Raw genomic sequence first — 21,210 nt, 5'->3', positions numbered from 1 at the left:
TTGCGCCCCGCCCGCCAATCGGATAGAACGCGGCCCGAGTATCCCGCCAGCGAGATCCGCCTCATGACCGACATCTCCCCGCTCGACCAGGCCCGCATCCTGTCCGAAGCGCTGCCGCACATGCAGCAGTATGACGAGGAAACCATCGTCATCAAATATGGCGGCCATGCCATGGGCGACGAGGAAACCGCGAAGAACTTTGCCCGCGACATCGTGCTGCTGGAGCAGACCGCGATCAATCCGGTGGTGGTGCATGGCGGCGGGCCGCAGATCGCGACCATGCTCAAGCGCCTCGGCATCCAGTCGGAATTCGCCGCGGGCCTGCGCATCACCGATGCTGCGACCATCGAGATCGTCGAGATGGTGCTGGCCGGCTCCGTCAACAAGCAGATCGTCGGCTACATCAACGAAGCCGGCGGCAAGGCCGTGGGGCTGTCCGGCAAGGACGCCAACATGGTGAAGGCGTCGAAGACGACGCGCACCATCATCGATCCGGGCTCGCACATCGAGAGGGCGGTCGACCTCGGATTCGTCGGCGACCCTGAGAAGGTCGACCTCACGCTGCTCAACCAGCTGATCGGCTACGAGCTGATCCCTGTGCTGGCCCCGCTCGCGACCTCCAAGGAAGGCCAGACGCTGAACGTCAACGCCGACACCTTTGCGGGGGCCGTCGCCGGCGCGCTGAAGGCCAAGCGCCTGTTGCTGCTCACCGACGTGCCGGGCGTGCTCGACAAGTCGAAGAAGCTGATCCCGCAACTCTCGGTGAAAGACGCGCGAAAACTGATCGCCGACGGCACCATTTCCGGCGGCATGATCCCGAAGGTCGAGACCTGCATCTACGCGCTCGAACAGGGCGTCGAGGGCGTCGTCATCATCGACGGCAAGATGCAGCACGCGGTGCTGCTCGAGCTGTTCACCAACACGGGCACGGGAACGCTGATCCACAAGTGATGCAAGAGCGGACAAAGAAAGCCGTCATGGCCGGGCTTGTCCCGGCCATCCACGATCTTTCGTCCCGCGCCAAGAACGTGGATGCCCGGGACAAGCCCGGGCATGACGGATGGAGAGCGAGGCCGCGCCGCTCCCCCCTCACCCGCTTCCTGATGACGCTGCCGGCCGCAGCCGTCTCGTTTGTCTTCTCCTCAGCGCCGGCCTTCGCCGACCTCAAGATCTGCAACCGCATGTCCTATGTCGTCGAGGCCGCGATCGGCATCGACGACAAGGCGGCAACCGCGACGCGCGGCTGGTTCAGGATCGATCCCGCCACCTGCCGCGTGGTGGTGCAGGGCACGCTGACCGCCGACCGCATCCTGCTCAATGCCCGCGCGCTCGGCATCTATGGCGCCTCGCCGATCCCGCAGAACGGCGGCGACACGCTGTGCGTCGCCCAGGACAATTTCGTCATCGCCGCGGCGCGGCAATGCCGCAGCGGCCAGACCCAGGCCGCCTTCACGCAGGTGACGCCGACGCTGGGCGCCGACGGCAATCTGGTGACGTATCTCGCCGAGGATTCCGAATATGACGACGAGCAGGCACGCCTCGCCGGCATCCAGCGGCTGCTGGTGATCATCGGTTACGACGTCGGCGCGATCGACGGCGTCGACGGACCGAAGACGCAGGGCGCGCTCGCCGCATTCCTGAAGAGCCGCGGGCTGTCGTCCGACGCCGTGTCCTCGCCGAACTTCTTCAAGACCATGGTCGATGCGACGCAGACGCCGTCGCCGAGCGGCCTGACCTGGTGCAACGACACCCCGCACAAGGTGATGGCGGCGATCGCCACCGACGACGGCAAGTCCGTGACCAGTCGCGGCTGGTATCGCATCGACCCCGGCAAGTGCCTGCATCCCGATGTGACCGGCCAGCCGAAGCAGATCTTCAGCTTCGCGGAGGCCATCGATGCCGACAATCGCGCCATCAAGCTGAAGGACAAGCCGCTGAACTGGGGCGGCGACAGGCAGCTCTGCACGCGCGAGACCAAGTTCGAGACCGTTGAGCAGACCGACTGCGGCGCGCGCGGATTTTCGGCGACGGGTTTTGGCGCGGTGGACATGTCGAGCGGCGGCAAGACGCTGCGGTTTGCGATGCCGTGATGGGTGGCGTGATCATGCCAGTGCGACACATTCCGCTGTCGTCCTGGCGAAAGCCAGGACCCATTACCCCAGGATTGGGTTTGGCGAAGAACGACGACCAGAGTGCCCCAATGATCGGTCACGGAGTATGGGTCCTGGCTTTCGCCAGGACGACGATTGAGGGCGGAGCCGCGGTCTCACTCAACGGATAGAGAGTCTTAATGAACCCACCCCGCGCCTTCACCCATGTCGATACCTGGGTGTTCGACCTCGACAACACGCTCTATCCGCATCACGTCAATCTGTGGCAACAGGTCGACGCGCGGATCGGGGAGTTCGTCTGCAACTGGCTGAACGTGACGCCGGCCGAGGCGCGCAATATCCAGAAGGACTATTACCGGCGCTTCGGCACCACCATGCGCGGCATGATGACCCTGCATGGCGTGCATGCCGACGACTATCTCGCCTACGTCCACAAGATCGACCATTCGCCGCTGGAGCCGAACCCGGCGCTCGGCGCCGCCATCGCAAAACTGCGGGGGCGAAAACTGATCCTCACCAACGGCTCGGTCGACCATGTCGACGCGGTGCTGGCGCGGCTCGGCCTCGGCTCACATTTCGACGGCGTGTTCGACATCATCGCCGCCGGCTTCGAACCCAAGCCGGCGCCGCAGACCTACCGGAAATTCCTCGCCGACCATGCGGTCGATCCCACCCGCGCCGCCATGTTCGAGGACCTCGCCCGCAACCTCACCGTCCCGCACGAGCTCGGCATGACCACGGTGCTGGTGGTGCCCGACGGCACCAAGGAAGTGGTGCGCGAAGACTGGGAACTGGAAGGCCGCGATGCCGCCCATGTGGACCATGTCACGGACGATCTGGCGGGGTTTTTGGCGGAGCTGTCGCCCAAATGACCGCTGTCGTCCTGGCGAAAGCCAGGACCCATGACCCCAGGCAGACGTTGCGGCGCGAAACTGAGAACCACGAGTTTTCGCCAAACTCCTCTCTGGGGTAATGGGTCCTGGATCGGCGCTCACTTCGTTCGCTGGTCCAGGACGACGGTGGAAAGGACGACGACGGGTGAGTATGCCTTGACTCTCTCCCGCCAAATCCCGAAAAAGCGCCCCAATCCATCAAAATTCCGATTCCCCAGAGGAAATCCCGATGTCCCTGTCCGCCCTCGAATCCACCATCAACAGCGCCTTCGACGCGCGTGACGGCATCTCGACCTCGACCAAGGGCGAGGTGCGCGAGGCCGTGGACCAGGTGCTGGAGACGCTGGACAAGGGCGAGGCGCGCGTCGCCGAGCGCGGCGCCGACGGCAAGTGGAAGGTCAATCAGTGGCTGAAGAAGGCCGTGCTGCTGTCCTTCCGCCTCAACGACATGGGCGTCATTGGCGGCGGTCCCGGCAAGGCGACCTGGTGGGACAAGGTGCCCTCGAAGTTCGAAGGCTGGGGCGAGAACCGTTTTCGCGACGCCGGCTTTCGCGCGGTGCCGGGCGCCGTCGTCCGCCGCTCGGCCTTCATCGCCAAGAACGTCGTGCTGATGCCGTCCTTCGTCAATCTCGGCGCCTATGTCGACGAGAGCACCATGGTCGACACCTGGGCCACGGTCGGGTCCTGCGCGCAGATCGGCAAGCGCGTGCACATTTCCGGCGGCGCCGGCATCGGCGGCGTGCTCGAGCCGCTGCAGGCCGAGCCCGTGATCATCGAGGACGATTGCTTCATCGGCGCGCGCTCCGAGGTCGCCGAAGGCGTGATCGTGCGCAAGGGCGCGGTGCTGGCGATGGGCGTGTTCCTGGGCGCCTCGACCAAGATCGTCGATCGCGACACCGGCGAGATCTTCATCGGCGAAGTGCCTGAATATTCGGTGGTGGTGCCCGGCGCACTGCCCGGCAAGCCGATGAAGAACGGCCAGATCGGCCCGAGCACCGCCTGCGCCGTGATCGTCAAGCGCGTCGACGAGCGCACGCGGTCCAAGACCAGCATCAACGAGCTGCTGCGGGACTAATCCGCAATCGCAATTCCATCACCGTCACCCTGAGGTGGCCGCCTCTTCGGCAGCCCTCGAAGGACGACGGCCCGGCTGGCGGCAACATCCCGGCCGTCCATCCTTCGAGGCTCCCGGCGCGATGCTTTGCATCGCGCCACTCGCACCTCAGGATGACGGGTTCGACAGCGTTTCGAACCCAGCCTCCCTCCAGCGCGACCAATTTCCGGGCGGTCCCCCGCCCGGAGCCGCTCGCATGGACTGGACCTGGTATCTCTTCCGCTTCAACGGCCGCATCAACCGCGCCCTGCTGTGGCAGGCGCTGCTGATCGTCGCGGTGCTCGCGGCCTTGCTCGGCGTGATCGGTCAGGTCATCCGCCTCATCGACGCCGAGGGGGCGTTGAAGCTGTCCCTGAAACTCGATTTCGACTTCGGCCTCGACGACCTGTTCAAGCTGGCCGACCCGCGGGCCTACCGCTCGCTGGAGCCGCTTGACCGCACCAACCTGATCCTCAAGGCGTTCGGCTTGTCGCTGTCCCTCTGGATCTACCTCGCGACCGCGATCAAGCGGCTGCATGATCGCGACAAGCGCGGCTGGTGGATCGTTCCGTTCGTCGTCGTGCCCGGCCTGTTCGACCAATTCTCGGACCTGCTGCCCGACTCCAACTGGGTTCTTCCGTTCATCCTGGCCGCCTCCATCCTGTGGCTATGGGGCCTCGTCGAAATGTTCTGTCTGCGCGGCAGCATGGGCGATAACCGGTTCGGCCCTGATCCGTTGGACGAGACCGCAGACGACTCGTCCCCTGCGCAAGGCTGGGACCAGAGCCGCGAGATCGAATTTGTCCCGCCCAGCGCTAGCCCACCCGGCGGCATGCATGTTAAGCGGGGCGCATGACCGATGCTCTTTCCATTGCCCGCGATCTCATCCGCTGTCCCTCGGTAACCCCGGCCGACGCCGGCGCACTGGGGGTGCTTGAAAACGCCCTGAACGCGGCAGGCTTCACCTGCCACCGCGTGACGTTCAGCGAGCCCGGCATCGCCGACGTCGACAATCTCTATGCGCGGATCGGCACCGAAGGGCCGCACATCACCTTTGCCGGCCACACGGACGTGGTGCCGCCGGGCGACGAGAGCGCCTGGAGCGTCGGCGCGTTCTCAGGCGAGGTGAAGGACGGTTTTCTGCACGGCCGCGGCGCGGTCGACATGAAGGGCGGCATCGCCTGCTCGGTCGCCGCGGTGCTGGAGCATCTCGCCGCCAATGGCGGCAAGCCGCGTGCAGACGGAAACGGCTCGATCTCGTTCCTGATCACCGGCGACGAGGAAGACGTCTCCATCAACGGCACCATCAAGCTCTTGAAATGGGCCGCCGAGCGCGGCGAGAAATTCGACCATTGCGTGCTCGGCGAGCCCTCCAATGTCGAGACGCTCGGCGACACCATCAAGGTCGGCCGCCGCGGCTCGCAATCCGGCACGCTCTATGTCGACGGCGCGCAGGGGCATGTTGCCTATCCGCACCGCGCCTCAAATCCGGTGCCGGACATTTCGCGTCTGATCGTTGCGATCTCCGACGAGCCGCTCGACCACGGCAGCGCGCAATTCCAGGCCTCCAACCTCGAATTCACTTCGGTCGACGTCGGCAACAAGGCGAGCAACGTCATCCCCGGCGAGGCCCGCGCCAAGTTCAACATCCGCTATAACGACAACCACACCCAGGCATCCCTCCGCGAGCTGGTCGAGACGCGGCTGGCAAAAGCCTGCGGCAACCGCATCAAGGCCCGCATCGTCTGGGAGCCGTCGAACTCGAATGTGTTCGTGACCAAGCCCGGCCCGTTCACCGATCTCGCGGTGTCGGCGATCGAGGAGATCACGGGCCGCAAGCCGGAGCTGTCGACCTCAGGCGGCACGTCGGATGCGCGCTTCATCTCCAGCTATTGCCCGGTGATCGAGTTCGGGCTGGTCGGCCAGACCATGCATCAGGTCAACGAGCGCGTGCCGGTGGTGGATCTGGAAAAGCTGACGAAGGTCTATCGCGGGATTCTGACGCGGTATTTTGGGTAGAGCGCTAATGCTCGCCAAACCCTCCGCCGTCATGCCCGGGCTTGTCCCGGGCATCCACGTTCTTTGCGAGCCGAGAAGAAGGTCGTGGATGGCCGGGACAAGCCCGGCCATGACGCCTGGGGGGCAGCGACGTCCCTAGCTAATAATCCACCTTCACCAGATACAGCCCGTCCGGCGGCGCGACGATGCCGCAGGCTGCGCGGTTGCGGGCTGCGAGCGCGGCGGAGAGGTCGTCCGCGGTCCAGCGGCCCTCGCCGACCCACACCAGCGATCCCACCATCGAGCGAACCTGGCTGTGCAGGAACGAGCGCGCCGAGGTGATGATGGTGATCTCGCGCCCGTCGCGCAGCACGTCGAGCTGGTCGAGCGTCTTCTCCGGCGACTTGGCCTGGCACTCGGTGTCGCGAAAGGTCGTGAAATCGTGCTTGCCGAGCAGGCGCTGCGCGGCCGCATGCATAGCGTCAGCATCGAGCCGGCGCGGCACGCGCCAGGCGTGGCCGACGTCGAGCGCGAGATTGGCGCGGGTGTTGACGATGCGATAGCGGTAGTGGCGCTTGATGGCCGAGAAGCGCGCCTCGAAGCTATCAGGCACGATCTCGGCCTCCAGCACCGCGATCGGATGTGGGCGCAGATGCGCGTTGAGCCCGTCGCGAAACCGGCCCGGCGGAAACTGCTTCTCGATGTCGACATGCGCGACCTGGCCGCGCGCATGCACGCCGGCATCGGTGCGGCCGGCGCCATGGACGCGCAGATCCGCGCCGGTCATCGCCTTCACCGCCGCTTCCAATGCGCCCTGCACCGACGGCAGCGTGTCCTGCACCTGCCAGCCGAAGAACGGCGCGCCGTCATATTCGATGGTGAGCTTGTAGCGGGGCATCAGGCCAGCCGCATCGGCGGCTTCACAGGCACGCCGCGCAGGAAGTCCAGGGCCTGCATTCGGGCCTTGCCCTCGCGCTGGAGCTCGAGGATGCGGATCGCGCCGTCGCCGCAAGCGATGGTGAGCTGGTCGTCAAGCACAGCGCCCGGTGCGCCCGAGCCTTTCGCCAGCTCGCAGCGCAGGATCTTCAGGCGCGCGTTCTCGAGCTCGGCCCAGGCGCCGGGGAACGGCGACAGGCCATGGATGTGGCGCAGCACGGCGTGCGCGGGCCTGGTCCAGTCGATCCGCGCCTCGGCCTTGTCGATCTTGGCGGCATAGGTGACGCCGTCCTCGCTCTGCTTCTTGAGCTGGAGCCCGCCGCGGTCGAGCGCGGCCATCGCGCGCACCATCAGGTCGGCGCCGAGCCGGGACAGGCGATCGTGCAGATCGACGGCGGTCATGGTGTCCGATATGGCAAGACGTTCGGCCATGGCGACATCGCCGGTGTCGAGGCCGACATCCATCTTCATCACCATCACGCCGCTCTCGGCGTCGCCCGCCATGATCGCGCGGTTGATCGGCGCGGCGCCGCGCCAGCGCGGCAAGAGCGAAGCATGCAGATTGTAGCAGCCGAGCTTCGGTGCATCGAGGATCGCCTGCGGCAGGATCATGCCGTAGGCGACGACGACGGCCGCATCGGCATCAAAGGCGCGAAACGCGTCGAGCGCTTCCTCTGTCTTCAGCGTCTTCGGCGTCAGCACGGGCACGCCGAGTCTTCGCGCGGCTTCCTCCACCGGCGTCGGCTGCAATTGCAGGCCGCGCCGCCCGCCCGGCTTCGGCGCGCGGGTGTAGACGGCCACGATCTCGTGGCCATGCGCGACGAGCTCGAGCAGCGTCGGCACGGAGAAATCGGGCGTGCCCATGAAGATCAGGCGGAGGGGCATGTGGCTGCGTTCGGTGAGAGTTCTTGTTCTCCGTCATGCCCGGGCTTGTCCCGGGCATCCACGGTCTTGGCAACAAAGCAAGCAAGGCGTGGATGGCCGGGTCAAGCCCGGCCATGACGACGTGAGAGAGAGATGAGCCCTGCTTACTCCGCGCGCTTGGCGGCTTTCTCGAACTTCTTGATCACGCGGTCGCGCTTGAGCTTCGACAGGTAGTCGACGAACAGCACGCCATTGAGATGGTCGATCTCGTGCTGGATGCAGGTGGCGTAGAGGCCTTCGGCGTCCTCCTCGTGCACCTTGCCGTCGAGATCGGTGAAGCGCACGCGCACCTTCGCGGGGCGCTCGACCTCCTCGTAATATTCGGGAATCGACAGGCAGCCTTCCTCATAGACCGACAATTCCTCGGACGAGGCGATGACTTCCGGATTGATGAAGACGCGCGGCTCCGGCTTGGTCTCGCCGTTCTCGTCGCGCTTGGCGAGGTCCATGGTGATCAGCCGCAGCGGCTGCGCGATCTGGATCGCCGCAAGCCCGATGCCGGGTGCGTCATACATGGTCTCGAACATGTCGTCGGCAAGCTTGCGGATCTCCGTCGTGACCTTCTCGATCGGCTTGGAGACCAGACGCAGCTGCTTGTCGGGCAGGATGATGATTTCTCTGAGGGCCATGGCCGCGATTTAAGCCGCATGCCGGATGCGGTCAATGCGGCCGGGAACTCCGTTAACCCTCCGCTAACCATAAAACTTCAGGTTTCGTTAACCATAAAAATTAACGGGGCATTTACCGGAAATGTTCGCTATTCGTTCGTGCGGCCAGCCGAATCGGATAGAAGGACGGGCATGAACGAGATCATTTTCGTGGCTGGCGACTGGCCGGTGCGCACGATCGATGCACTCATCGGCTTCGGCGTCCTGGTCCTCATCCTGCTGCTGGTCATCGCCGTGGTGATTGCACGCTCGGGGCGGCGCGGGGCGGAACTCGCGATGGCGAACGCCATCCGCGCCGACGAGCTCGAAGAGCGCATCAGCCAGATGCTGCACGCCCAGAGCGAGGCTTCCGGCCGGGTCGACGCCATGACCCAGGCGCTGGCCGGCCGCCAGGCGGAGATGGCACGGGCGGTCAACGAGCGGCTGGATTCGGTGACCCATCGCGTCGGCCAGTCCATGGAGCACTCGACCCGCAACACCATGGAGAGCCTGCACGCCCTGCACGAGCGGCTCGGCATCATCGACAACGCGCACAAGAATCTCACCGACCTCACGACGCAGGTCACCACCTTGCGCGACGTGCTCGCCAACAAGCAGTCGCGCGGTGCCTTCGGCCAGGCGCGGATGGAGGCGATCGTCCAGGACGGACTGCCGAAGGGCGCCTACGAGTTCCAGTTCACGCTTTCGACCGGCAAGCGGCCGGACTGCGTGGTGTTCCTGCCCGACCAGCGCCCGCTCTGCATCGACGCGAAGTTTCCGCTGGAGGCGATGACCGCGCTGCACGACGCCCGCACCGACGAGGAGAAGCGCATCGCCACGCAGCGGCTGCGCGGCGACGTGATGAAGCATGTCAGCGACATCGCCGAAAAATATCTCGTCGCCGGCGAGACCCAGGAGATGGCGCTGATGTTCGTGCCGTCGGAATCGGTCTACGCCGAGATCCATGACGGTTTCGACGACGTGATCCAGAAGGCCTATCGCGCCCGCGTCGTGCTGGTGTCGCCCTCGCTCCTGATGCTGGCGATCCAGGTGATGCAGCAGATCATGAAGGACGCGCGCATGCGCGACGCCGCCGACCAGATCCGCACCGAGGTCATCAAGCTCGGCGACGACCTCGGCCGCCTGCGCGACCGCGTGCTGAAATTGCAGAAGCATTTTGCCGACGTGAACGAGGACGTCCGCCAGGTGCTGATTTCCGCCGACAAGATCGAGAAGCGTGCGGGCCGGATCGAAGAGCTCGATTTCAGCAAGGCCGATGCGCCGGAGGGCCCGCATCTGGTGGCAACAGGTGCGCCCGAGCTGTTCCCGCGGAAGCTCCAGGCGGGGGAGTGAGATGTTCACCTCGCCCCGCTTGCGGGGAGAGGAGGACGAGGCATCACGGCCAGAATCTGCTAACAAGCCCCCATGACCGCACCCGACGCAACCTCTGGAGCCACCCCGGCAACAACCAAGACGTCCAGCCGCTCCTCCTGGAGCGACGTGCTGACCGTCTATCTACAGCGACGCGTGCTCGTCGTGCTGTTGCTCGGATTTTCGGCCGGACTCCCCTTCTCCCTGGCTGGGCAGACCTTGCAGGCCTGGATGACGGAAAGCGGCGTCGATATCAAAACTATCGGCCTGTTCGCCTTTGTCGGCACGCCCTATTGGACCAAGGTGTTCTGGTCGCCACTGGTCGATGCGCTGGACATCCCGGTTCTCACGCGCTTGCTCGGACGGCGCCGCGCCTGGCTGATCCTGACGCAACTGATGCTGATGGCCGCCATCGTCCTGCTCGCGGGCTGCGACCCTGCACACGCTCCCGGCATCGTGGCCGCGGCAGCACTGTTGGTCACGACGGCTTCCGCCACGCAGGATATCGTGATTGATGCCTTTCGCGTCGAGAGTCTCGACGAAAGCGAGCAGGCAGCCGGTATGGCCTCCTATGTTGCGGCCTATCGGATAGCGGCCCTGGTGTCCGGCGCCGGGGCGCTGCTTCTGGTTAGCGGTTTTGTCGGCTGGGGCTTTGATCAACAACGCGCCTACAGCGTGACCTACGTGGTCATGGCAATCCTTGTCGTCATCGGAATCCTCGCGACGATTTTGGCGGTGGAGCCGGAGGGCTCGCGCCTTGCTCGAGCCGCGCATGCAGACCCACGCCAGCGCGCTCCCACGCAACGCATCGTTGAGGTTGCGGTTGCGAGCCTAAAGGACTTCCTGTCGCGCGACGCGGCCATCGCCATCCTTCTGTTCGTTGTGCTATTCAAGCTCGCCGACGCGTTGGCGACCGCGATGAACACGACATTTGCGCTGAAGATCGGATTTTCGCGCGTGGAGCTTGCCGCCATCCTCAAGGGCGTCGGCTTTGCCGCTGCGTTGCTCGGGGGCTTTGCCGGCGGCTTTGTCGCCCGCTCCTTTTCCTTGAGTACAAGCCTCTGGATCGGCGGCATTCTGCAAACAGTCGCTATTCTCGCCTTCTCATGGCAGGCCATGATCGGCCACGATGTTGCATGGCTGACGTTCGCCATCATTGCGGAGCAATTCACCGCCGGTGTCGGAACCGTAACGCTCGTCGCCTATTTATCGGCGCTTTGCGCCAATCCACTTCACACGGCGACCCAATATGCACTTCTGACGGCTCTGACGGCGCTCGGGCGTACAGTGTTTGCCGGCGGCAGCGGCTATCTGCAGGATGCGACGGGTTGGGTCGGTTATTTCCTGGTCTGCACCGCATCGGCCATACCGAGCTTCATATTGCTCGCCTATCTGCAGCGGCGCGGCCATTTTGAATCGCTGGAGCGTGCGAAGACGCAAGCGCCGCAATAGCGGAAGGTCTCGTAGGGTGGGCAAAGCGAAGCGTGCCCACCACTTCAATCACGGATCGGAAATGGTGGGCACGGCGCTTTGCGCCTTTGCCCGCCCTACGACAGCTCGTCGTGAGGCGTCATCGCCCCCTACTGCTTCTTGATGATGCTCCACTTCGTGATCACGGCTTCGCTCATCTGGCCAGGATCGCTTGCGCAGGCGACTTCGTCGACCTTGACCGAGATCGCCTTGCCGACGAAGGATTTCAGCTGCGCGGCCTGTGCGTCGCTGGAGGTGACGAGCTGGAAGGTCTCCGGCCCCGTCTCGAGATTGCACAGCCCGTTCGGCGCCGGCAGTCGGCGCGGCTCGGAGGTGATCTGGTACATCGCGATCCGCTTGCCGGCGTTCTTGACGTCGCGCACCTTCATCGCGTTCAACTCGCCCGAGAGCACCTCGCCGGTGTTGATCGGCTTGCCGGGCTTGGGCGCCGGCGGCGCCTCGCTGTCCTGCTGCGCGGAGATGGCCGGCGTCACCAGCAGCATCATCGTCGCGACCAAAGCCGATCGTGTGGCGAATCGTTTCGTCATGTCGTCCGTTCCGTAGAGTCTGGATTGCTAGAACAGGGTCCGCTGCCGCATCGCAGCCGATAGCGTACCTTCATCGAGATAATCAAGCTCGCCGCCGACAGGCACGCCATGGGCGAGACGCGTTACTTTGACGTTGGCGTCCTGGAGCAGGTCGGTGATGTAATGCGCCGTGGTCTGGCCGTCCACCGTCGCGTTCAGCGCCAGGATGATCTCGTGCACCTCGGCGGCATGCGCTCGGGCGACCAGCGCGTCGATGGTGAGGTCCTGCGGGCCGACGCCGTCGAGCGGCGACAATGTCGCACCGAGCACGTGATAACGCCCTTGAGTCGCATTGGCGCGCTCCAGCGCCCAGAGATCGGCGACATCGGCGACGACGACGATGATCGACGGATCGCGCTTCGGATCGGTGCAGACGGTGCAAGGATTTTGCGTGTCGATGTTGCCGCAGGTCTTGCAGACCTGGACCTTGTCGAGCGCGACCTGCATCGCCGAGGACAGCGGCATCATCAGCGCTTCGCGCTTCTTGATCAGATGCAGCGCGGCGCGCCGCGCCGAGCGCGGGCCGAGGCCCGGCAGCCGCGCGAGAAGCTGCACCAGCCGCTCGATTTCAGGACCTGCAACGGCGCCCATGCTACTGGCCGAACAGCCCCGGCGGCAGGCTGAGACCTCCGGTGAGCGCCTGCATCTTCTCCTGCACGGCGGCCTCCGCCTTGCGGCGGGCATCACCGAGCGCGGTGACGAGCAGGTCTTCCAGCACCTCGCGTTCTTCCGCCTTCATCAGCGAAGGATCGATCTTGATGCCCTTGACGTCCATCTTGGCGGTCATGCGCACCGCGACGAGGCCGCCGCCGGAGATGCCTTCGACCTCCACATTGCCGAGCGCGTCCTGCATTTCCTGCATCTTGGATTGCAGCTGCGCCGCCTGCTTCATCATGCCGAGAAAATCAGCCATAGGTCGGGTGTCCTTGGAAAGAAGGGCCTAAGGCGCGATATGTCATCATCGCGCCTTAGCATGTTATTTACGCATGATCTTATCGGAAAACCGCTTCGCACTTTTCCGGATCATGCTCAGAGATCGTCGTCGGCGTCGGAACCGTCGGGCGGATCGTCACTGCCATAGTCGGCGTTAATATCGGATTCCGGCGTCTCGGGGGCAAGCCTGCGGACCTCGACGACCTTCGTGCCGGGAAAGCGCGACAGCACCTCCTGCACGCGCGGATCGGCCTCGGCGGAGCGCGCATGCTCCTGCTTGGCGGCCTGGTTCACCGAGCGCAGCGTCGGCTGGCCCTGCTCGTTGGAGACGATCACGGTCCAGCGGCGGCCGGTCCAGAGCTCGAACTTGCGCGCGAGCTCGGTGATCATGGTCTTGGAGGCGTTCGGCTCGAGCGCGACCTCGAGCCGCCCCTCCTCGAAACGGACGAGGCGCATGTCGGCTTCGAGCGCGCCTTTGGTCATGAGGTCCCGCTTCTGCCCCGCGAGCGCAACGAGCTGGGTGAAGCTGGTGATGCGCAGCTGGGGCGCTGCGCCTTGCGTATCCGGCGCGGGCGCGGCCATCTGCGGCCGGGCCGCGCCGCCACCGAACGCGGTCGGCGATGAGGTGGGTGCACGCATGGGCGCCGCCGAGGCGACAGGTGCAGCGGAAGCAACCGGCGCGACCGGCGCGCCGCGCGCCGCACTGCCGCCGCTCACGACCGGCGAGCCGCCGCCGTTCTGCTCCAGCATCCGGATCGCTTCGTCCGGCGTCGGCAGATCAGCGACATAGGCGATGCGCACCAGCACCATCTCGGCGGCAGCAGCCGGCCGCGTCGCGGCCTGCACCTCGGTGATGCCCTTGAGCAGCATCTGCCACATCCGCGACAGCACGCGCATCGAGATCTTCGAGGCGAACTCCCGCGCGCGCACGCGCTCGGTCTCGCCATAGGCGACGTTGTCGGCGGTCGCCGGCACGATCTTCACGCGGGTGACGAAATTGACGAACTCGGCGAGGTCCGAGAGCACGACGATCGGATCGGCGCCGACGTCGTACTGGTCGCGGAACTCCTTGAAGGCGCTCGCGATGTCGCCGCGCGCCAGCGAATCAAAGAGATCGATGACGCGGGTGCGGTCGGCGAGCCCCAGCATCTGCCTGACCGCATCGGCCTTCACGGTGCCCGCCGCATGCGCGATCGCCTGGTCGAGCAGCGACAGCGAATCGCGCACGGAGCCTTCGGCGGCGCGCGCGATGATGCCGAGCGCCTCGGGTTCGATCTCGACATTTTCCTTGGCCGCGATGCTGGCGAGGTGCTTCATCAGCACGTCGGCCTCGACGCGGCGCAGGTCGAAGCGCTGACAGCGCGACAGCACCGTGACCGGAACCTTGCGGATCTCCGTCGTCGCGAACACGAACTTGGCGTGCTCCGGCGGTTCCTCCAGCGTCTTCAGGAAGGCGTTGAACGCCGCCGTCGACAGCATGTGGACTTCGTCGATGATGTAGACCTTGTAGCGGGCGCTGGCCGGCGCGTAGCGCACGCTGTCATTGATCTGGCGGACGTCGTCGACGCCGGTATGCGAGGCCGCGTCCATCTCCAGCACGTCCATGTGCCGGCTTTCCATGATCGCCTGGCAATGCACGCCCAAGGTCGGCATGTGGATGGTCGGGCCCTTCACCGAGCCGTCCGGCATCTCGTAGTTGAGCGCACGGGCAAGGATTCGCGCCGTGGTGGTCTTGCCGACCCCGCGGACGCCGGTGAGAATCCAGGCCTGCGGAATGCGCCCGGTCTCGAAGGCATTGGAGACGGTGCGAACCACGGCCTCCTGGCCGATCAGATCGTCGAATGAGGAGGGGCGGTATTTGCGCGCCAGCACCCGGTAAGGAGTGTTGCCAGCCTGGCCGGCGCTGTCAGGATTTGGAGGGGCGCCAGCGTCAGTCATCGGTCGATCCGCAATGAAATCTCTCTCGGCCGGCTCTTGCGGAAAGGAGCGCGCTGGCGGCAGGGCCGCCGGCGCAATTCGCTCGGAAAAACAGGTAGGAGACTGACGAGCGACCCGATCCGGACCTCGTTAGGGCTGCTTCCTTCCGGACCTGACCCGGTTGGCGAGTGGCTCGTCCACCGCCAATCTCCCGATCCCTATTTGGGGCCAAAAGGTCGGGAAAGCAAGCGGGTATCGGTTCGCACGGGTTGGGTTTGCCCAGCATCCGGGCAATTTCCGGTCTGCCCAGCCGATAGGCTGTGCTTTCGCTGGTGGGACCTCCTTGCTAAGAACGCTGCCGGAACTCCATCCAACCAGAAAAGCGATTGATCCCAATGGTTACACGTCGTGATGTTGCATCGATTGTCGGACTTGGCGCGGTAGCCGCAGCTGCGCTGGCCTCCCCGGCCGTGGCCCAGACGGCCGATCCCAACGAATCGACCTTCGCCCGCATCCGCCGCACCAAGAAGATGCGAATCGGCGCAGTCGGCGGCGGCGCGCCCTATTACATGAAGGATCTCGCCAGCGGCCAGTGGAAGGGCTTCTACATCGACATCGCCAAAGGGCTCGCCGACGACATGGAGGCCGAGCTCGAGATCACCGAGACCACCTGGGGCAATTCGGTGCTCGATCTTCAGTCCAACAAGATCGACATCTTCTTCGGGCTCAACCCGACCCCGAAGCGCGCGCTGGTGGTCGATTTCTCGGTGCCGGTCTTCAACAACGCCTTCGGCATCCTCTGCAAGAAGGACTTCAAGCCGAAGAGCTGGGCCGAGCTGAACTCGCCGGACGTCAAGATCTCCGTCGACCAGGGCTCCTCGCACGACCAGGTCGTCAGCCGCCTGACGCCGAAGGCGCAGATTACGCGGCTGAAGACCGCGGACGATGCCACCGCCGCGCTCCAGACCGGCCGTGTCGATGCGCAGTGTCTGGTCACCATGCTGTCGCTGACGGTGCTGAAGAAGAACCCTTCGCTCGGCCAGCTCGTGCTGCCGACGCCGATCTTCGCGACCACGTCGAACGCCGGCTTCCGCCGCGAGGCCGACAAGACCTGGCGCGACTACGTCAACACCTGGATCGACTTCAACAAGGGCCTCGGCTTCATCCGCAACGCGATCGTCACCAACATGGAGCTGGTGGGCGTGACCGAGGCGGACATTCCGCCGGGCGTTTCGCTGTAAGTGATGATGGGATTCGGGCTGGCCCGCTCCGCGCACTCCCCTCCGCCCCCTCTCCCGCTTGCGGGAGAGGTGCACCGAGAACGACGCGACACCGTTCCAAGTTTTCCGCCGGCTGAGTAAACCGCACGCATGTATCAGTGGGACTTTGGCATCCTCTGGAGCTATCGCTGGCTCTTTCTCAACGGGCTCGGCGTCACCGTCGGCTTCACCGTGGTCATCGTCGTGCTCGGACTGGTGTTCGGCCTGTTCGGCGCGTTCGGCAGCCTGTCGCGCTTCAAGGCGGTGCGCCTCATCGCGCTCACCTTCATCGAGGCGTTCCGCTGCACGCCGATCCTGGTGCAGCTGATCTGGTTCTATTACGCGCTGCCGATTCTCGCCGGCGTCGAGATGACGCCGATCACGGCTTCGGCGCTGGCGCTGTCGCTCTATGGCGGCTCGTTCTATTCGGAGATCATCCGTGGCGGCATCATCTCGATCGACAAGGGCCAGTCGGAAGCGGGCGCCGCGCTCGGCATGACTCCTGGCCAGAGCATGCGGCGCATCGTGCTGCCGCAGGCAATCAAGCGCATGATCCCGGCGCTGATGAACCAGTCGATCATCCAGTTCAAGAACACCTCGCTGGTCTCGGTGCTGGCGGTGCCTGACCTCGTCTATCAAAGCCAGGTCGCGGCTCATGACAGCTACCGGCCGCTGGAGACCTACACGGCGGTCGCGGTCGCCTATGCGGCGATCCTGATTCCACTCACCATCATCGTCCGGCGCGGCGAGAAGCGACTGGCGGTCAGCGAATGAGCGACACGTCAAAAATCGAGATCCGCAGCCTTCGCAAGAGCTTCGGCAGCAACGAAGTCCTCAAGAACATCAGCCTCGATGTCCCCAAGGGCGGCGTCGTGGCGCTGATCGGGCCATCAGGCTCCGGCAAGTCGACGCTGCTCCGCTGCATCAATCTGCTGGTCGCGCCCGACGGCGGCAGCGTCCGCGTCGGCGACACGCGCTTTGCGTTCGGCGACGGCTCGAAGCTCCCCGATGTGAAGACGCTGGCAAAATTCCGCGCCACCACCGGCATGGTGTTCCAGCATTTCAACCTGTTCCCGCACATGACGACGCTCCAGAACGTGATGGAGGGACCGGTCACGGTACGGCGCATGGCCAAGGCGGATGCCGAGAAGCTCGCGCGGGCGCAACTCGCCAAGGTGGGCCTTGCCGAGAAGGCGGACCAATATCCGGCAACGCTGTCAGGCGGACAGAAGCAGCGTGTCGCCATCGCGCGGGCGCTGGCGATGGAGCCCGATGTCATGCTGTTCGACGAAGCAACCTCCGCGCTCGACCCCGAACTGGTCGGCGAGGTGCTGAACGTGATCCAGCAGCTGGCATCCGAGGGCATGACCATGGTGATCGTGACGCATGAGATCGCCTTCGCCCGCGAAGTCGCCGACCGCCTCATCTTCATGCGCGACGGCGTCGTCGTCGAGGAAGGCCCCGCGCGGCAGGTGATCGACCATCCGCAGGAGACGGCGACGCGCGCCTTCCTCAGCCATTTCCACCGCACCGGCGCGTTGCCGCCGGCCAACGCAGCAACCTGATGCCTGATATCGACCGCGTCTATCTCGTCACCGGTGCCGCCAGCGGCATTGGCCGCGCCACCGCAAAACTGCTCGCAGCGCCTGGCACCGCGCTGCTGCTGCACACGCGCTCGAATGCAGAAGGTCTCGACGCCACCGCGGCGGAGGCCGAAGCGAAAGGTGCGGTCATCGCAAAATGCCTCGGCGATCTTGCCGAGGAGCTCGCGGCCACCGATGCCGTCGCCGCCGCGCAAACCGCCTTCGGCCGGCTCGATGGATTGGTTCTCGTCGGCGGCCACGCCCGCCGCGGCAGCGCCATCGGCACGCCGGCGGACGAGTTCCGCAAGGCGATGGACGAATCGGCGCTGGCCTTCACGCGCATGGTCGAGGCCGCGCTGCCGCTGCTGCGCGCCAGCCAGGATGCGCGCATCGTCGCGGTGTCGTCCTTCGTAGCCCATGCGATCCGACCCGAATTCGCGCCGTTCGCCGCGACCGCCGCGAGCCGAGCCGCGCTGGAAGCGCTGGTGCGGCTGGCCGCGGTCGAACTTGCGAAAGACGCCATCACCGTCAACGCAGTCGCGCCCGGCCTCATCATCAAGGACAAGCCCGGCGAGAGCCGGCTCTCGCCGGAGCAGATCGCCGCGACCGAGGCGCTGATCCCGATGCGCCGCCGCGGGCGGCCCGAAGAGGTGGCCGAGATCATCGCCTTCCTGGCGTCGCCGAAAGCATCCTACGTCACCGGCCAGGTCTGGCACGTCAATGGAGGCCTGACATGACCGAAGCAACCGTCGCACGCATCAGGCTGTTCCTGATCGAGAGCCCGATCAAGATGGCGCGCCTCCAGGGCGTCGGCAACGTCAAGGGCACGGTGAAGCGCGTGCTGATCGAACTCACCGCGAGCGACGGCGTGATCGGCTGGGGCGAGGCGGCGCCGTGGGAGGTCTTTACCGGAACGCCGGAAGCCGCCTTCTCCGCGCTCGACATCTATTTGCGGCCGATCGTGCTCGGCAAGCCGGTGCGCCGCATCCGCGCGCTGATGGCCGAGCTCGACCGCGCGCTGGTCGGACATGCCGAGGCAAAAGTCGGAATCGAGATGGCACTGCTCGACATCGTCGGCAAGTCGTCGGGGCTCTCGGTCGCCGACCTGCTCGGCGGCCGCGTGCGCGACACCATCCCGCTGTCGTTCTCGATCGCCGATCCGGATTTCGCCGCCGATCTCGAACGCATGCGGAAAATGGTTCCCGACGGCAACGTCATCTACAAGGTCAAGACCGGCGTGAAGCCGCATCGCGAAGACCTCGATCATCTCGAAGCGATCCGCAAGGAATTCGGCGACAAGGTGGACTTGCGCGTCGACTACAACCAGGCGCTGGCGCCGTTCGGCGCGATCAAGATCCTGCGCGACGTCGAGCAGTTTGCGCCGACCTTCATCGAGCAGCCGGTGCCGCGCAAGTTTCTCGACGTGATGGCGCAGCTCTCCGCTGCGCTGGAAACGCCTGTGCTCGCCGACGAAAGCTGCTTCGACCGCCGCGACATGATGGAGGTGGTGCGCCGCGAGGCCGCCGACGCCGTCTCGATCAAGCTGATGAAGGCCGGCGGCCTGTTCGAGGCGCAGGCGATCATGGCGATCGCCGATATTGCCGGCCTGCCCGGCTATGGCGGCACGCTGTGGGAGGGCGGCATCGGCCTTGCCGCCGGCACGCAGCTGATCGCGGCGACGCCGGGCATCTCGCTCGGCTGCGAGTTCTACATGCCGCACCACGTGCTGACCGAGGACGTGCTGGAAGAGCGCGTCGCCAACCGCGCTGGCCATGTGGTGGTGCCGGACGGCCCCGGCCTCGGCATCCGCGTCAGCGAAGCCTCGGTCCGCGCCAATGCGCGGGTGCTCGCGGAGGCGTAGCCCGCTGTCGTCCTGGCGAAAGCCAGGACCCATTACCCCAGGGCGAACTTGTGACACCAAGCTGGTCACCACGAATCCTCGCCAAATTGCTCCCTGGGGTAATGGGTCCTGGATCTGCGCTACGCTTGTCCAGGACGACGATCGCGTATGCAGAAGCCGCGGAGCCCTAACCTTCCCCTGGCTAACTCCGTATCGTATGGTCGGGCCAAACAAGCCCGCCCCCATCGGGCCATCCGGAAACCTTCATGCCCGAGCCCGCCTGGTCGCTGCACTCCCGCCTGAAAGAGGACACCATCGACATCGGCGATCTGCCGCTGTCGAAGGTGCTGGTCATCAAGGACGCGCATTATCCCTGGCTGCTGCTGGTGCCGCGGCGCGCTGACACGGTCGAGATCATCGATCTCGACGAGGTGCAGCAGGCGCAGTTGATGACCGAGATCTCCCGCGTCTCGCGCGCGCTGAAGGAGATCACCAAATGCGACAAGCTCAACATCGCCGCGCTCGGCAATCTCGTGCCGCAGCTTCACGTCCATATCATCGCGCGCCGCACCAGCGACGCCGCCTGGCCGCGGCCGGTCTGGGGCGTGATGCAGCCCTTGGCGCATGACGCCACCGAGGTGCAGAATTTCATCAGCGCGCTTCGCCGAAAAATCTGGTTGGGTTGAAAGAACAAGACATGTCAGCATTCGACGCGTTTCCACTGGGGCAGCCGGCCTTCGTCACCAACGTCCTCGACCGCGCCGCGCATCTGCGCCGCGATGACGAAAAACTGTTCGCGCTGGAGCAGAAGCCGACCTCGCGCGCCTATGTCGTCCACCGCGACTCGCTGCTGGTGAAGCGCGAGGGCGAAAAGGTGCGCGCGCTGCTGGGAATCGACGAGGCGCTGAAATGCGGCGCCAATCCCGGCACGATCTTCCTGGGGCTGCGCGACGGCGCCGCGGTGTTCGGTATGGGCCTGTCGCAGGCCGCTGCCGAGAAGCTGGTCGGCCGTGAGGACTACACCGTCACCGAGCTGCGCGGCATGGCGATGCAGGGCGCGATTCCGCCTGACGAGCTCTCGGCGGTCGCGATGGCGAAGTCGATGGTGAGCTGGCACCAGCGCCACGGCTATTGCGCCAATTGCGGCACCCGCAGCGCGATGAAGGAAGGCGGCTGGAAGCGCGACTGCCCCAGCTGCAAGGCCGAGCATTTTCCGCGCACCGACCCCGTCGTGATCATGCTGGTGGCATCAGGCGAAAAATGCCTGCTCGGCCGTCAGAAGCAATTTCCGCCGGGCATGTTTTCCTGCCTCGCCGGCTTCGTCGAGGCGGCAGAAACGATCGAGGACGCAGTACGCCGCGAGATCCTCGAAGAGTCCGGCATAAGCTGCACCGACGTGCAGTATTACATGACGCAGCCGTGGCCCTACCCGTCGTCGCTGATGATCGGTTGCAGCGCGCGGGCCGTGAGCGAGGACATCGTCGTCGATCACTCCGAGCTGGAGGATGCGCGCTGGTTCACGCGCGAAGAGGCCGCCCTGATGCTGACGCGGACGCATCCCGACGGGCTCGCGGGCCCGCATCCCTTCGCGATCGCGCATCACCTGCTCGGCCGCTGGGTGCACGACAAGAGCGGCGCTTGAGCTGAG

General features: G+C 65.4%; 22 protein-coding genes and 1 other RNA gene. 15 read left to right on the top strand and 8 right to left on the bottom strand.

Going from position 1 to position 21,210, the window contains the following annotated elements:
- Window positions 1-63 precede the first annotated feature (63 nt).
- From argB to dapE, 6 genes are all read left to right on the top strand, one after another.
- Window positions 64-951 (top strand): acetylglutamate kinase, encoded by an 888-nt coding sequence (argB, locus tag AC1RUR_RS30805; RefSeq protein WP_492825903.1) that lies wholly within the window; start codon window positions 64-66, stop codon window positions 949-951.
- Window positions 952-1,103: 152 nt separating this feature from the next.
- Complete coding sequence (locus AC1RUR_RS30800) at window positions 1,104-2,090, top strand: DUF1036 domain-containing protein (RefSeq protein WP_492851079.1); 987 nt, start codon at window positions 1,104-1,106, stop codon at window positions 2,088-2,090.
- Window positions 2,091-2,290: 200 nt separating this feature from the next.
- Window positions 2,291-2,983 (top strand): pyrimidine 5'-nucleotidase, encoded by a 693-nt coding sequence (locus tag AC1RUR_RS30795; protein ID WP_492851048.1) that lies wholly within the window; start codon window positions 2,291-2,293, stop codon window positions 2,981-2,983.
- A gap of 250 nt (window positions 2,984-3,233) precedes the next feature.
- A complete protein-coding gene (gene dapD, locus AC1RUR_RS30790) occupies window positions 3,234-4,079 on the top strand; it encodes a 2,3,4,5-tetrahydropyridine-2,6-dicarboxylate N-succinyltransferase (protein ID WP_492851046.1) in 846 nt (281 codons plus the stop codon).
- Between the two features lie 235 nt (window positions 4,080-4,314).
- A complete protein-coding gene (locus AC1RUR_RS30785) occupies window positions 4,315-4,953 on the top strand; it encodes a DUF805 domain-containing protein (RefSeq protein WP_492851044.1) in 639 nt (212 codons plus the stop codon).
- Window positions 4,950-6,116: a succinyl-diaminopimelate desuccinylase gene (gene dapE / locus AC1RUR_RS30780; RefSeq protein ID WP_492851042.1), complete on the top strand. Its 1,167-nt coding sequence runs from the start codon at window positions 4,950-4,952 to the stop codon at window positions 6,114-6,116. The genes AC1RUR_RS30785 and dapE overlap by 4 nt, the downstream gene beginning before the upstream one ends.
- Window positions 6,117-6,255: 139 nt before the next feature.
- Here the strand turns inward: dapE and truA are convergent, their stop codons facing one another.
- The 3 genes from truA to def form a co-directional block, all read right to left on the bottom strand.
- A complete protein-coding gene (gene truA / locus AC1RUR_RS30775) occupies window positions 6,256-6,993 on the bottom strand; it encodes a tRNA pseudouridine(38-40) synthase TruA (protein ID WP_492851040.1) in 738 nt (245 codons plus the stop codon).
- Window positions 6,993-7,916 (bottom strand): methionyl-tRNA formyltransferase, encoded by a 924-nt coding sequence (fmt, locus tag AC1RUR_RS30770; RefSeq protein ID WP_492851038.1) that lies wholly within the window; start codon window positions 7,914-7,916, stop codon window positions 6,993-6,995. Before fmt ends, truA begins: the two co-directional genes overlap by 1 nt.
- Window positions 7,917-8,059: 143 nt before the next feature.
- The gene (def, locus tag AC1RUR_RS30765; protein WP_027547474.1) at window positions 8,060-8,584 is read right to left on the bottom strand and encodes a peptide deformylase; all 525 of its coding nucleotides are present in this window, start codon (window positions 8,582-8,584) and stop codon (window positions 8,060-8,062) included.
- A gap of 171 nt (window positions 8,585-8,755) precedes the next feature.
- Here def and AC1RUR_RS30760 point away from each other — a divergent pair, with 171 nt between their 5' ends.
- Both AC1RUR_RS30760 and AC1RUR_RS30755 read left to right on the top strand, forming a co-directional pair.
- A complete protein-coding gene (locus AC1RUR_RS30760; RefSeq protein ID WP_492851036.1) occupies window positions 8,756-9,955 on the top strand; it encodes a DNA recombination protein RmuC in 1,200 nt (399 codons plus the stop codon).
- 72 nt (window positions 9,956-10,027) lie between these two features.
- A complete protein-coding gene (locus AC1RUR_RS30755; protein ID WP_492851034.1) occupies window positions 10,028-11,425 on the top strand; it encodes an AmpG family muropeptide MFS transporter in 1,398 nt (465 codons plus the stop codon).
- A gap of 128 nt (window positions 11,426-11,553) precedes the next feature.
- Here AC1RUR_RS30755 and AC1RUR_RS30750 read toward each other — a convergent pair whose 3' ends face one another.
- From AC1RUR_RS30750 to ffs, 5 genes are all read right to left on the bottom strand, one after another.
- Window positions 11,554-11,991 (bottom strand): hypothetical protein, encoded by a 438-nt coding sequence (locus AC1RUR_RS30750; RefSeq protein WP_492851032.1) that lies wholly within the window; start codon window positions 11,989-11,991, stop codon window positions 11,554-11,556.
- A 27-nt stretch (window positions 11,992-12,018) separates the two neighbouring features.
- Window positions 12,019-12,621, bottom strand: coding sequence for a recombination mediator RecR (gene recR / locus AC1RUR_RS30745; RefSeq protein ID WP_492851031.1), 603 nt, complete (start codon window positions 12,619-12,621; stop codon window positions 12,019-12,021).
- Window position 12,622: 1 nt separating this feature from the next.
- Window positions 12,623-12,943: a YbaB/EbfC family nucleoid-associated protein gene (locus tag AC1RUR_RS30740; RefSeq protein WP_492851029.1), complete on the bottom strand. Its 321-nt coding sequence runs from the start codon at window positions 12,941-12,943 to the stop codon at window positions 12,623-12,625.
- Between the two features lie 116 nt (window positions 12,944-13,059).
- Window positions 13,060-14,901: a DNA polymerase III subunit gamma/tau gene (locus AC1RUR_RS30735; protein ID WP_492851027.1), complete on the bottom strand. Its 1,842-nt coding sequence runs from the start codon at window positions 14,899-14,901 to the stop codon at window positions 13,060-13,062.
- 94 nt (window positions 14,902-14,995) lie between these two features.
- An RNA gene (gene ffs, locus AC1RUR_RS30730) (signal recognition particle sRNA small type) lies at window positions 14,996-15,092 on the bottom strand.
- 183 nt (window positions 15,093-15,275) lie between these two features.
- On the opposite strand from ffs, the gene AC1RUR_RS30725 reads away from it, so the two are divergent.
- From AC1RUR_RS30725 to nudC, 7 genes are all read left to right on the top strand, one after another.
- A complete protein-coding gene (locus AC1RUR_RS30725) occupies window positions 15,276-16,121 on the top strand; it encodes a transporter substrate-binding domain-containing protein (RefSeq protein WP_492851025.1) in 846 nt (281 codons plus the stop codon).
- A 129-nt stretch (window positions 16,122-16,250) separates the two neighbouring features.
- Window positions 16,251-16,913: an amino acid ABC transporter permease gene (locus AC1RUR_RS30720; protein WP_063979828.1), complete on the top strand. Its 663-nt coding sequence runs from the start codon at window positions 16,251-16,253 to the stop codon at window positions 16,911-16,913.
- Complete coding sequence (locus AC1RUR_RS30715; RefSeq protein ID WP_492851023.1) at window positions 16,910-17,704, top strand: amino acid ABC transporter ATP-binding protein; 795 nt, start codon at window positions 16,910-16,912, stop codon at window positions 17,702-17,704. The genes AC1RUR_RS30720 and AC1RUR_RS30715 overlap by 4 nt, the downstream gene beginning before the upstream one ends.
- The gene (locus AC1RUR_RS30710; protein ID WP_492851021.1) at window positions 17,704-18,459 is read left to right on the top strand and encodes an SDR family NAD(P)-dependent oxidoreductase; all 756 of its coding nucleotides are present in this window, start codon (window positions 17,704-17,706) and stop codon (window positions 18,457-18,459) included. The genes AC1RUR_RS30715 and AC1RUR_RS30710 overlap by 1 nt, the downstream gene beginning before the upstream one ends.
- A complete protein-coding gene (locus AC1RUR_RS30705) occupies window positions 18,456-19,583 on the top strand; it encodes a muconate cycloisomerase family protein (RefSeq protein WP_492851019.1) in 1,128 nt (375 codons plus the stop codon). The genes AC1RUR_RS30710 and AC1RUR_RS30705 overlap by 4 nt, the downstream gene beginning before the upstream one ends.
- A 245-nt stretch (window positions 19,584-19,828) precedes the next feature.
- Window positions 19,829-20,248 (top strand): HIT domain-containing protein, encoded by a 420-nt coding sequence (locus tag AC1RUR_RS30700; protein WP_492851017.1) that lies wholly within the window; start codon window positions 19,829-19,831, stop codon window positions 20,246-20,248.
- Between the two features lie 11 nt (window positions 20,249-20,259).
- Window positions 20,260-21,204 carry an NAD(+) diphosphatase gene (gene nudC, locus AC1RUR_RS30695; RefSeq protein ID WP_492851015.1) on the top strand — a complete coding sequence of 315 codons (945 nt, stop codon included), beginning with the start codon at window positions 20,260-20,262 and terminating at the stop codon, window positions 21,202-21,204.
- The last annotated feature ends 6 nt before the right edge of the window (window positions 21,205-21,210 follow it).

This window comes from Bradyrhizobium sp. GW821-FHT12B03, assembly GCF_058807535.1.
This window is presented reverse-complemented; position numbering and strand designations above follow the sequence as displayed.